This is a genomic window from Cyanobium sp. WKJ7-Wakatipu, from assembly GCF_024345355.1.
Classification (GTDB): Bacteria; Cyanobacteriota; Cyanobacteriia; order PCC-6307; family Cyanobiaceae; genus Cyanobium_A; species Cyanobium_A usitatum.
Window position 1 is genome coordinate 1 of record NZ_JAGQAY010000046.1, and the last position, 10,915, is coordinate 10,915.

At 62.7% G+C, this 10,915-nt stretch carries 16 protein-coding genes; 10 read left to right on the forward strand and 6 right to left on the reverse strand.

Annotation, left to right across the window (positions count from 1 at the left end; translation table 11 throughout):
* Positions 1–450 precede the first annotated feature (450 nt).
* Positions 451–906 (forward strand): Rrf2 family transcriptional regulator, encoded by a 456-nt coding sequence (locus KBY83_RS14630; RefSeq protein ID WP_255020306.1) that lies wholly within the window; start codon positions 451–453, stop codon positions 904–906.
* Positions 906–1,109 (forward strand): hypothetical protein, encoded by a 204-nt coding sequence (locus tag KBY83_RS14635; protein ID WP_255020307.1) that lies wholly within the window; start codon positions 906–908, stop codon positions 1,107–1,109. Before KBY83_RS14630 ends, KBY83_RS14635 begins: the two co-directional genes overlap by 1 nt.
* A gap of 3 nt (positions 1,110–1,112) precedes the next feature.
* Here the strand turns inward: KBY83_RS14635 and KBY83_RS14640 are convergent, their stop codons facing one another.
* The 3 genes from KBY83_RS14640 to KBY83_RS14650 are packed head-to-tail and all read right to left on the reverse strand — an operon-like array spanning position 1,113 to position 3,180.
* Positions 1,113–1,439 carry a hypothetical protein gene (locus KBY83_RS14640; protein WP_315858997.1) on the reverse strand — a complete coding sequence of 109 codons (327 nt, stop codon included), beginning with the start codon at positions 1,437–1,439 and terminating at the stop codon, positions 1,113–1,115.
* Positions 1,439–2,182, reverse strand: a complete 744-nt coding sequence (locus KBY83_RS14645; protein ID WP_255020309.1) for a fatty acid desaturase — start codon at positions 2,180–2,182, stop codon at positions 1,439–1,441. Before KBY83_RS14645 ends, KBY83_RS14640 begins: the two co-directional genes overlap by 1 nt.
* 44 nt (positions 2,183–2,226) lie before the next feature.
* Positions 2,227–3,180: an orange carotenoid-binding protein gene (locus tag KBY83_RS14650; RefSeq protein ID WP_255020310.1), complete on the reverse strand. Its 954-nt coding sequence runs from the start codon at positions 3,178–3,180 to the stop codon at positions 2,227–2,229.
* 126 nt (positions 3,181–3,306) lie between these two features.
* Here KBY83_RS14650 and KBY83_RS14655 point away from each other — a divergent pair, with 126 nt between their 5' ends.
* Positions 3,307–3,969, forward strand: a complete 663-nt coding sequence (locus tag KBY83_RS14655) for a class I SAM-dependent methyltransferase (RefSeq protein WP_106502253.1) — start codon at positions 3,307–3,309, stop codon at positions 3,967–3,969.
* A 92-nt stretch (positions 3,970–4,061) separates the two neighbouring features.
* On the opposite strand, the gene KBY83_RS14660 is transcribed toward KBY83_RS14655, so the two are convergent.
* On the reverse strand, positions 4,062–4,205 hold the full coding sequence (locus tag KBY83_RS14660; protein WP_242036302.1) for a chlorophyll a/b-binding protein: 144 nt from the start codon (positions 4,203–4,205) through the stop codon (positions 4,062–4,064).
* 370 nt (positions 4,206–4,575) lie between these two features.
* Here KBY83_RS14660 and KBY83_RS14665 point away from each other — a divergent pair, with 370 nt between their 5' ends.
* Genes KBY83_RS14665 through KBY83_RS14680 form a run of 4 tightly spaced genes read left to right on the forward strand, consistent with a single transcriptional unit; the run spans position 4,576 to position 6,295 of the window.
* The gene (locus tag KBY83_RS14665; RefSeq protein ID WP_396094121.1) at positions 4,576–4,875 is read left to right on the forward strand and encodes a DUF2811 domain-containing protein; all 300 of its coding nucleotides are present in this window, start codon (positions 4,576–4,578) and stop codon (positions 4,873–4,875) included.
* A gap of 44 nt (positions 4,876–4,919) precedes the next feature.
* Entirely contained in the window at positions 4,920–5,309 is a 390-nt protein-coding gene (locus KBY83_RS14670; RefSeq protein ID WP_255020311.1) for a CrcB family protein, read from the forward strand.
* Positions 5,306–5,695: a CrcB family protein gene (locus KBY83_RS14675; RefSeq protein WP_255020312.1), complete on the forward strand. Its 390-nt coding sequence runs from the start codon at positions 5,306–5,308 to the stop codon at positions 5,693–5,695. The genes KBY83_RS14670 and KBY83_RS14675 overlap by 4 nt, the downstream gene beginning before the upstream one ends.
* Positions 5,696–5,743: 48 nt before the next feature.
* Positions 5,744–6,295: a cytochrome B gene (locus KBY83_RS14680; protein WP_255020313.1), complete on the forward strand. Its 552-nt coding sequence runs from the start codon at positions 5,744–5,746 to the stop codon at positions 6,293–6,295.
* Positions 6,296–6,299: 4 nt separating this feature from the next.
* On the opposite strand, the gene lnt is transcribed toward KBY83_RS14680, so the two are convergent.
* Complete coding sequence (gene lnt / locus KBY83_RS14685) at positions 6,300–7,754, reverse strand: apolipoprotein N-acyltransferase (protein ID WP_255020314.1); 1,455 nt, start codon at positions 7,752–7,754, stop codon at positions 6,300–6,302.
* 48 nt (positions 7,755–7,802) lie between these two features.
* Here lnt and KBY83_RS14690 point away from each other — a divergent pair, with 48 nt between their 5' ends.
* The 3 genes from KBY83_RS14690 to KBY83_RS14700 all read left to right on the forward strand — a co-directional run bounded on the left by KBY83_RS14690 (position 7,803) and on the right by KBY83_RS14700 (position 9,539).
* Positions 7,803–8,159, forward strand: coding sequence for a phasin family protein (locus tag KBY83_RS14690; protein ID WP_106502258.1), 357 nt, complete (start codon positions 7,803–7,805; stop codon positions 8,157–8,159).
* 53 nt (positions 8,160–8,212) lie between these two features.
* Complete coding sequence (locus KBY83_RS14695) at positions 8,213–8,851, forward strand: FKBP-type peptidyl-prolyl cis-trans isomerase (RefSeq protein ID WP_255020315.1); 639 nt, start codon at positions 8,213–8,215, stop codon at positions 8,849–8,851.
* A gap of 88 nt (positions 8,852–8,939) precedes the next feature.
* Entirely contained in the window at positions 8,940–9,539 is a 600-nt protein-coding gene (locus KBY83_RS14700) for a superoxide dismutase (protein WP_106502384.1), read from the forward strand.
* Positions 9,540–9,604: 65 nt separating this feature from the next.
* Here KBY83_RS14700 and queA read toward each other — a convergent pair whose 3' ends face one another.
* Entirely contained in the window at positions 9,605–10,723 is a 1,119-nt protein-coding gene (queA, locus tag KBY83_RS14705) for a tRNA preQ1(34) S-adenosylmethionine ribosyltransferase-isomerase QueA (RefSeq protein ID WP_255020316.1), read from the reverse strand.
* Between the last annotated feature and the right edge of the window lie 192 nt (positions 10,724–10,915).

Here is a 10,915-nt window from a genome sequence, read left to right on the forward strand (position 1 = left end):
ACCAGCCCAAAGTGGCTGAACAGGAGATCAAAAGTCCTCTGAAAAGGGCCTCAGAGGCAATTTACGGTCAAAGGCACTCTTTTCTGCTCACTGCCTCCGGCTCAAACCCCGTTTGTCCAGAGATTCCTTAGGGATAGACCTCCAGAATTAAGCCAGTCAACACATCAATTATCAAAATGCCATCTTTGGCAGACCCAAAAAGACGCCATTAGAGCTACTCCGACTCCTACAACGACCGTTGAATTAGATATTCCTGCTTCGTCACTATCTTTTCTCCCCCAACCCCTAAAGCCTATCTAGGCAAATGGCTTGCGGCCATAAGGAAATAGGGGAGACGGCCTACACAGATCTCCGCTCTCACCAGCCTCCTCTTGGTTTGGGGGCTTTTGCCGCAACCAGTTGACTGCCCTTAGGGATTTCCTAGCCACCCAGCGTTGTTTAGCTGGCAGAATGGCAGTTGACCATTGCAAGCCCATGGGCTTCAGCGCCAAAACCCAATATGGATTGGTCGCCCTCATAGACCTCGCCGGGGCTTACGCCTCTGGAGCCTTGGTTCAAACCGGCGAAATCTGCAAGCGCCATGCCATTCCCGAACGCTATCTCGAGCAGATGCTCACCGGCCTGCGCAAGGCCGGACTGCTAAACAGCATCCGCGGACCGAAGGGTGGCTTTCAACTCGCCCTCAATCCAGACAACATCACCGTGGCCGATGTAGTGGCTGCGCTGGAAGGCAGCAGCAACACGGAGCTGCAAAGAGAATCAGATGACCCGGCCTTCCTAGTGCTTGCTGCTCTAGACCAAAAACTGGAAGCCAGCAAGGAAGCCCTTCTCACCGCAACCACCCTGGCCCAACTGCTGCGCGAGCACGATGCCTTCAAGCAGCCATTGCCAATGTTCTACATCTGATGCGCAACCGCAAGCCCTTGCCTCCATCAATGGAGGATCAAGAAGACTGGCCCATCGACCAGGGGCGTCCCTTGTTGCTAAGGCTGCTGGCCCTGCTTGGGGCCCTTGGCTTCGTGATGCTGGGGGTTAACAGCCTCTTGCCTGCCTTTGAGCCGCCCAGCCCAAGGCCAATGCCCGATCAGCGCAACCGCTCAATCACTTGAGGGCTAGAAGCGGGACATGGCCACGATCTTGGCCAGCTTCTCGGCTTCTAGACCATCCAGTTCGTCGAGCTGCAGCAGGCTGTCTTTGACCAAGCTGGCAAACACGAACAGGATGCCGTCGAGGCGGAAATCAAACCGACCTTCGATCGTGTGGCGCTCGATACTGAGGTAATCGTGCAGCTGCCATACGGTTTCAGCATCCTCAAGCTCGTCGGCCTTGGCACGCACCTGAGCCACTAGCTGCTGCACTGCCCGGGTGTAAGCACGGTCGAAGGCCTCGCGGGCAACTGCCTGCTCCGTATCTGTCCAACCCTCAAGCATAGTGTCCATCATGTGAATTGAGCCCTCTCCCTTAGCAGCGAGGCTAGTCGGGGACTCAGCCTGCTGCGAGACCTACGCCGCTGGGCCGGAAGTTCAAACCAGGCAAGCGTCGGGGCGTCGTGGTGCTCCCTGTGATAACCGAAGTGGAAACAGGCCAGTAACGAAAGCCAGGGGGCCAGTTCGAGGCTATCGGCGTGGGGGCGACGCTGGGGCAAACGCTGGCCTCGATGGGGCAGGTAGGTGCCGAAAACAAACAACTGCAGCGAACTGAGCAGCAGGGGCAAGGTGCAAAACAGCAGCACATTCAGCCAGCCGAATGGAGCCAAGCGGCAGGCGATCAAGGCCAACACTGTCCAGCCGGTAAGCAACCTGCCCATCTGGCCCCAGGTGAGATAGCCAGCCATGAAGCGGGCATACCAAGCGATGGCCCCTGCGGCTGGATCCCCGTGGAAATCAGGGTCAGAGGCGCTAGCGGTGAATAGATGGTGGTGTTGATGGTTGCGGCAACAGGCTTGATAAGGAAGCGCCGCATATAGGCCCAAGGCGATCCTGCCCAGCAAGGCATTGCGATTGCGGCAATGGGGCCACAACACCCCATGCATGGCGTCGTGACCAACGATGAATAGGCCTGTTTGCAGCAGGGTGCGGCCAACCACTCCAAAAAAGATGGCCAGCCAGACCCATGGTCTGGCCAGCAGGGTGGCATTTAAATCCCAGCTCAGCAGGCCAGCAAGGCTGACCAGCCAACCCATCGTTATCAGTGCGGCAAGCAGAAGCCCCTTGCGGCTGGCTGCGTTCAACGGCCGAATTTCAGCAAATCTGCAGGGGAAGCCAACAAATCGATGGCCACGAAGTAGATCTTGCCGTCAGGGTTGAGCAGGAAACGCCATGCAACGTTCATACCAACGCCGGCTCCAAACCAGGGGGTCTGGACCTTGCCAGTCACCTTGATTTGGGTGAAGTTGCCTTCAGTGGGTTCAGCGAAACCGCGCTCAGGAAGAAGCTGCAAGTTCTGGCAGTCTTCACGGAAGAAGCGAAGGATCGCATCACGTCCCACAATTGGCTTCTGGAAAGGGGCCTGTAGGGCACCATCCGTCAAAAACAGCTCGATCAGGTTGTCGAAGTCGTTGGCGTTCAGCAGGTCCATATAGCTGTTCACCGTTGGGTTGATAACGCCCTCGATGAACACCCGCTTGCGCTGCTCCTGTGGAGTGGGAGCGGCAATGGGCTCCATGACCCGCTGTCCCTCGCCCTTGGCGGGGTCGTAGCCCATATCCACCACAAAGTTGCGCAGCAGGGTGATCTGCTGACCTTGATCGACAGCTTTAAGTGAGCTGAGCACCGCAGAAGCGTTAGGCGACAGCTGGTAGCCCTCGGGGATCGGAGCAACAAAACCGGCGGCCATCCATTCGCCCAACTGGTACCAGAAGCCCAGCTTGATGTTCACCGACCAGCAGGCGTAGGTGCGACCGATTTGGGTATCGTCGCGATTGGCAAGCTCGCACATCACCTTGCTTTGCTCAGCGAAGTTCATCGCCTTGATCTGGTTGAGCACCGGCTCGGCAAACTGCATCCGTGCTGCGCCAGGGGCGGCAACGGTGATCGTGTTGCCCATCTCGAGGTAGGCGTACCAGATCAGAGCCAGTTGGTCTTCGGCGCTCAGCAGGGCAAAGCGGGCCGTGATCGCAGGCACGACATCAGCCGAGGCTGTATCGGGAAAGATCTGGGTTGCCTTCTCAAGCGTGAACATGGGACGTCGGTCCAATTGTTAAGGAGATTTGCAGACTCTAGCGCAAAGGAGCCAGATCTGATAAGTCGCAGCCGTTGTGCAGCTCCGGCATGATCCAATTCTGCTCTAAACACCCCACTCCTGACCATGATTGCGCCCGTACCGGTGCTTAACGAAGCCGACCGTTACAAGCTCGATCGTTCAGACGACGCTCTTTTTTACGCCGAGCCCCGCTTCGTACAGCACCTTGATGCCAGCTTCCGCGCCCGGCTGACCTCCCTGTATCGCGAGCGCATCCCCCCTTGCGCAACCGTGCTGGATCTGATGAGCAGCTGGGTGAGCCACCTACCAGAGGACATCACCTATCAGGAGGTGATCGGCCATGGCCTCAATGCCGAAGAGCTCAAAGCCAATCCGCGCCTTGATCGCCATTGGGTGCAAAACCTCAACGTTGATCAGCAGCTACCGCTAGCCAACGAAAGCGTTGATGTGGCTCTGATCGTGGCCGGCTGGCAATACCTTCAACAACCGGAAGCCGTGGCTGCTGAGCTGCTGCGGGTGGTCCGGCCCAGGGGTGAAGTGATCGTGGCGTTCAGCAACCGGATGTTCTTTCAAAAAGCGCCCCAGATCTGGACCGACGGCGGCGACCGTGATCACCTGGCCTACGTGGCCCAAGTATTGATGGCTCAAGGTTGGGGCAGGCCGGAACTGGTGGCGGAAGAGACAGCAGCTCCAGGAGCTCTCGGCTGGCTTGGCCACAAAGGCGATCCTTTCTTGGCGGTGATTGCCGCCAAGCAGATTGCCAGCTAGGCAACCAGCAAATTCTGCAGACAAAAAAACCCGGGCAGTCAATACTGCCCGGGGAAAAGTTGAGAGGGCTGATGCAGTCAGCCCGAATGGATTCAGCCCAGACCCAGTTGGCCCAGGATTCCTTGGCCGGTGAGGAGTTCGGTGCCAAGTCCGATCACGAAACCGAGCATGGCGAGACGACCATTCCAGGTTTCAGCGAAAGCGACAAAACCGAAGCGGGTGGTGGATTCAGCCATGAATGCTCGTTAGTTACGAAACCTGAAGCCACTGTAACAGATCTTGAAGCCATGGTTGCGCTCGATCGGGGCCGGCCATAGGGGTTCCTGCAGGCCAGCCCGGGATTGATCACCACTGCTGAGCAGTGGGCTTTTCCCCAGCCAAGCGCCCTTATCCCCAGCTTTGCGTAGGTTTTTCCACAGAACGGCGGCTCAATATCCGCCGCTCGTCCTGATCCTTTTGATTCTGGATGGGGAAAACGGCCCTCCCCTTGACGCGTCTCCAAGCAACACTTCCAAGCCTGAAGCCGCTGCTCCCAAACCCCGAAAGCGCCCATGGGCCGGTGCTGGCGGCCGTGCGTCTTGCCGGACTCGCCTCCCGGGTCAGCCTTTGACGGATGAGCGCCTGGCGTGGGGTGATGGGGGGACCCAGGCCGAAGCCGCCATGCTCCAGATCCCAGACCACGCCCCCGCCTTTGTTTCGGTCGAAAACCAGTTCCCTGAGGAGCTGTACGACGCCATGCGGGAGTTTGTCCGGGTTCACCCGCAGTGGGATCAATACCGCCTGATGCAGGCAGCTCTGGCCGGCTTTCTCTTCCAGCACGGCTGCCCAGACCGGGCCGTGGCTCGCCATTACCTCGACGGACTATTCCGCCGCCAAGCACCCGATCCCACCGCAACCAGACCCTGAGCTCCCTTGCCGGGGGCAGACTGGCAAGACGTTGTTTGACAGCAATGGCCGCAGGAGCATCAGAGGCCGATGCCCTCCTGGTGGCGATCGGCGCCGTTCCCGGCGCCTGGCTCCGCTTCCGGGTGGTGGATCACCTGGAGCCCGTTCTGCCCAGCCGGCACTGGGGCACCTTTGGGGTCAATGTGATCGCCTGCTTTGCCCTAGGGCTGATTGTGGGCCTAGAGCAGAGCTGCGGCGAAGCCTCCCGCAGAGCATTGCTTCTGTTGGGCACCGGCTTTCTGGGTAGTTTCAGCACCTTCTCCAGCTTCAGCGCCGAGCTCTGGAGCGAGCTGGGCAAGCGGCATTGGCGCGAGGTTGCCGTGCTCGCTGGAGGATCGGTAGCAGGAGGGCTGCTGGCGATGCTTGCGGGCCTCAGCCTGGGCGCTCAGCCATGAGCACCCTGCCAAGCCGCAGCCTGAAGGGCGATTTGCGCGACCTGGCCCTAGTGGCAGGCGGCGCCATCCCCGGCGCCCTACTGCGCTGGCAGCTGGATGCCGATGTGGTCGCCAACATGCTGGGGTGCCTACTGCTCGGGGTGGTTTTGGCCCAAGCCAGCCAGCGCAAAAGGCTGATGCTGTGGGCAGGCATCGGCTTCTGCGGGTCCCTCACCACCTTCTGCACCTGGATGTTGGACCTGACAAGGGCCCTGCAGGCCGGCAAAACAGGGGAAAGCGCGCTGTTGCTGCTGGCGAGCCTCGCCGGTGGCGTTGCTTTGGTCGCCCTTGGCCACACCATTGGGATGCTTTTGAGCCCCCGCCTTCGAGATACGCCTTCGAGATAGGGCGGCGAGATAGGGCGGCGGAGATAGGGCGAGAATGCCAAAAAACCAATGAGCAGCTCTCCTGTGAGGCCCAGCTCTCCAAAAAAGGGCCCCTATCAACCCTCCCTGTTGCGCGCCCTGCATGGCTGCAGCGCCCTGGCCGTCCTGGGATGCTGGCTCACGGGCCTGGTGGTTTACAGCCGTTATGACGGACGCTGGGGGCGGCTAGCACTGCAGCTGCCGGGCGACTGGATTGACATCCACGGCAGCTTGGGCGTGGTGATGTTGCCGTTTGCGGTGCTGCTGGCTGTCTACGCCTGCACCCTGGGGCGGCGCCGGCTGCAACGCCCCAGCAACTCCCTCCCCCTGCTGGCCCTAGGCCTGGCGATAGGCAGCGGCAAGTTGATGCAAGAAGACTGGTTGCGCAGCGGCCAACTGCACCATCTCGCTTATCACCTACACCTGCTTGCCTGGCTGTTGGTAGGCGTGGCAGTGGCGGCTCATCTCTGGGGAGTCCTGCGGCTAGGGGGCTGGCCCCTAGCCCAATCGATGCTCAATACCACCGCCCGCAGCGGCGATCAACCCAGCGACTGGCTCCGGCAGCTACGCCGAAGCAGGTGATCCCTCAGAGCCATCTGCGCCAAGCCGCCCCCACCAGCACCAGTAGCAAGGGAAGCTCTCCCCAGCGGTCGTAGGGGCTGGGGGTCTGCAGCCGGGGCACGGTGAACACACCGGTGGCGGCCCGCCCGGAAGGCAGCGAGGCCACGGGCAAGCCGCGGCTATTCACCAGCAGGCTGGGCCCTGTGTTGGCGGCACTCACCAGCCAGCGGCCCGTTTCGATGGCCCGCAGCTGGGCCAGGGCCTGAAACTGCTGCTGGAGCAGCAGCGGGTAGGGATCGAGGTTGGCGCTGGCCAGCAGCCAGCCGGCTCCATCGCGGGCGGCGGCAGCCAGAGCGGCACCATCGGATAGCTCGTAGCAAATTGCCCCGCCGATGGCGCCAGCTGGCCGGAGTAACAACCGCGACGGCGCTCCTGGCTGCAGGCCCCCCACGGCCGAAAGGCCGCTCCAGCGAGCCAGGTTTGCCAGGGGCACCCATTCCCCTAGGGGCACCAGCCGATGCTTATCGAGCCAGCTACTGGCCCGGCTTTCCCCTGGCGCCAGGCGCAACAGGGCGCTGCGCTGCTCAGGCTCCCCCGCCACCTCCTGCCAGCGGAAGCCGCCGCTGATCAGCTCCACCGGCACCGACTGCGCCAGCTGGGGCTCAAGACCGAGGGCCCCCTCCGGCAGTACCACCACATCCACCGAGCGCTGGGCCGCCTCCGCCAGCGCGGCCGCCAGGCGCTGCTGCAGCCGCTGCTGCTGGTCCCACTGAAACTTGCGGCGGGTGGGAATCGCCGGCTGCAGCACCAGCACTCGCTCGCTGCCGCCCTCCCCCCGCAGGGGCATGGCCGCCAGGGCAGCAGCACCGGCGCCGTGGCTGAGCAGCACGGCAGCGGTTGTAACCACAAGCCAGCGGCGGCGCTGGGGGGCGGTGCAGCAGCGCCAGAGGCACCAACCCAGCAGCAACTGCACCGCCGCCAGCAGGCCACCACCACCAAGGGCAGCCAAGCCCGCCAAGGGGCGATCGCCAGGTAGGGCAGCAGCCCCCAGCCCCAGCCAAAAAAGGGGCCCTTTGGCCAGCAGCACCTCTACCAGCCCCCAGCCAGCGGCTAACAGCAGGGCGCTGCTGAAGCGGCGCGGGTCCAGGCGCCGCGCCAGCAGCACCCAGAGGGCCACCAGCAGTGCTCCCGCCAGGGCACACAGCGATAGCAACAACAGGACCAGGGGCAGGCTCAAGGGGCCCGGTACGCCTATCCAATCGAGGGGATGGAGACCCAGCAACCAGCGGTGACTCACCAGCACGGCGGCAGCGCCCCACAGGGCCCCACCCCAAGCGCCGAGGGCTGAGCCAGCCAGGGCCCACAGGGGCACCAGGGCCAGCCAAAGCAGGGGAGGCATGCCAAGAGGCGGCAGCGCCAGCCCCGCCAGCAGCCCCGAGGCCAGCGCCAGCCACCACCTCCCCAGCCGGTCATTGCCCATGGCAAGCAAGAGTAGGAAGCGCCAGGGTGTTTGGGGAATCAAGCCGCCATGGATCCGAACAACCCCCTCCAACAACTGCTGCTGCGCGGCCTCGGCACCACCTCCCTGGTGTCAGAGCGGCTGCGCAGCGTGACCCAGGCCTGGGTGCGCAGCGGCAAGCTCGATCCCAGCCAGGCTCCAGCCCTCGTGGACGACGTGCTCAAAGCCCTGCGGGGCGAAACCCCCGAGCTAGAGCAGCAGGCAGAGCGCCAGCTAGAGCGCAATAAAGACCAGCTCCTGCAAGACCTAGGCCTGGCCCGTCAGCGCGAACTTGATGAGCTGCGGGGCCGACTCGACCGGCTTGAACGCAGCCTGCGTCAGCGCCCAGGCAATGAAATGCCTGGCGAGATCGAAATTCCCGACTGATCAGCCCTGGCTATCCGTCTGCCCGTCAGAATCAGTCCAGTACTCGGAGTCCCATGCGCGACATCCTGATCAGCTCCGCTGTCTGCGTGGCCTGTCTGCTGCTGGCTCTGGTGAGCCAGCTGGTCAATCCCACCGTGGTTGACGCGGCCAGAGTTGATGCGGCCAGCGCCGGTAGCCAAGCCATGGCCTCCCTGTTTTCAGCCCAAGCGCGGCCAGCCGTGAGCAGCAGCTTCGAGCTCGACCCCGACGACCCCAACCCCACCCTTTTTGTGATGGCCAGCGAAAACGATCAAACCAACGGCGCTGAGATCGCCCAGGCCAGCGGCCTCGGCGGTGAACTCAACGCTCCCAAAGAGCGCACCACCCCCAGCGGCCTGCGCATCACCGACCTGGTAGTCGGCAACGGCGCCGAAGCCATCGCCGGCCAGACCGTGGCCGTGAACTACCGGGGCACCCTGGCCAACGGCACGGAATTCGACAGCAGCTACGGCCGCGGTCCCTTCTCCTTTCCCCTTGGCGGCGGCCGGGTGATCCAGGGCTGGGATGAGGGTGTGGCTGGCATGAAGGTGGGCGGTAAGCGCAAGCTGGTGATTCCACCCGATCTGGCCTACGGCGATCGTGGCGCCGGCGGCGTTATCCCCCCCAACGCCACCCTCACTTTCGAGGTGGAGCTGTTGCGCATCGGCGGCTGAGCTGCGGGCTGGGATCGTTAGGATGGGCGTTCTGGCTGGATGCTGGCGCGCCGCCCCTCCTGCCCACCCCTTCTTCTTTTACCTCTCCATGGCTCACACGCTGCCCGCGCTGCCCTACGGCCTCGATGCGCTCGAGCCCAACATCTCCCGCTCCACCCTGGAGTTTCACCACGGCAAGCACCACGCTGCCTACGTGACCAACCTCAACAACCTGGTGGCTGGCACCGACCTTGAGGACAAGAGCCTGGAAGACACCATCACCGCAGTGGCTGGTGATGCTGGCAAGGCTGGCGTTTTTAACAACGCCGCTCAGGTGTGGAACCACAGCTTTTATTGGCAGTGCATGAAGCCAGGTGGTGGTGGCCAGCCCACCGGCGCCCTGGCCGACAAGATCAATGCTGATTTCGGCAGCTACGAGGCCTTCGTCGAGCAGTTCAAAACCGCCGGTGCCACCCAGTTCGGCAGCGGCTGGGCCTGGCTGGTGCTCGATGGCGGCACCCTGAAAGTCACCAAGACCGCCAATGCCGACCTGCCCCTAGCCCACGGCCAGAAGGCCCTGCTCACCATGGATGTCTGGGAGCACGCCTACTACCTCGACTACCAGAACCGTCGTCCCGACTACATGACCACCTACCTCGAGAAGCTGGTGAACTGGGACTTCGTAGCTGCCAACCTGGCTGCCGCCTGAGTCGAACCCCTCCAGGCGTTCAAACGTCATTGAGGCCAAGCCCCCGGAGAACCCGGGGGCTTTTTTTATGGCCTTGCGTAGCTGAGCACCACTTCCGGCGCAATCCACATGGCATCGCCATAGGAGAAGAAGCGGTACTGGCGCTCGATCGCCTCGGCATAAAGAGCCAAAAGGCGCTCGCGGCCTAGCAGGGCACTCACCAATAGCAGCAAGGAGCTTTTGGGCAGGTGGAAGTTGGTTAGCAGCCCCTGCACCACGGCAAACCTGTAGCCCGGCTGGATCACCAGATTCACCGGCCCCGTGTGGGGCCGCAGCTCGCCGCCATGCAGCTGGGCCACCGCCTCGAGGCTGCGCACCGAGGTGGTGCCGATGGCTATCACGCGGCCGCCACGGGCGCGGCAGGCGGCCACCGCCGCCACCAGCTCTGGGGTCACCTCCACCCACTCACTGTGCAACTGGAGTTGGCTTAGGTCTTCCGTTTCCACGGGGCGAAAGGTGCCTAGGCCCACGTGCAGGGTGGTGGTGGCCAGCTCCACGCCCCGAGCGCGAATCGCCGCCAGCAGTTCGTCGCTGAGATGCAGCCCCGCTGTTGGGGCAGCAACAGCCCCAGGCTTGGCGGCGTAGCGGGTCTGATAGCGCTCGTTGTCGCTTTCGTCGTGCTCGTGGATATAGGGCGGCAGGGGGATGGCGCCGTACTGCACCAGCAGCGGCTCCAATGCCGCCGCATCGGCGCACTCCAGCGGAAACTGCAAAATCCGCCCGCCCGTATCGGGGTCACTGCCAAGCACCTGCAACGGCAGCGGCGGCTGGCCTTCGGCCACCACCTCGATCCAATCACCAGGCTTGAGCTTCTTGGCGGGTTTAGCCAGGCAGAGCCACTGGCCCTGCCCGCCATGCCAAGGCTCCAGCACCAGCAGTTCCACGGAGCCGCCACTGGGCCGGCGCGCCTCCAGCCGAGCCCTCAACACCCTTGTGTTGTTAGCCACCAGCAGGTCACCTTGCCTCAGCTCCTGCTGCAGGTCCCAGACGCTCAGATGGCGAGCATGGGGCGCAGAGCCTACCCCTGCGGCCTCCACCGCCAGCAGCCGCGCGGCGTGCCGCGGCTCCACGGGCCGTTGGGCAATGCGTTCCTCTGGCAGATGAAAGTCGTAACTGGAAAGCCGTAGATCGGCGGAATCGCTCATGCCGGAAGGTAATAGCGCACGAGGGTAAAAACGCGATTGCCGCTGGCATCTAGGGCTCTGTGCATGGGCACCTCGAAAAATCGCAAGACCGCTTGATAGCGACCGAATTTGAATTATACTAAGGCTTCAAGATTACATGCTTTCCATGGGCCAGCGAGGTTTCTGGGACGAACAACAAAGAGTTGCAAAGCT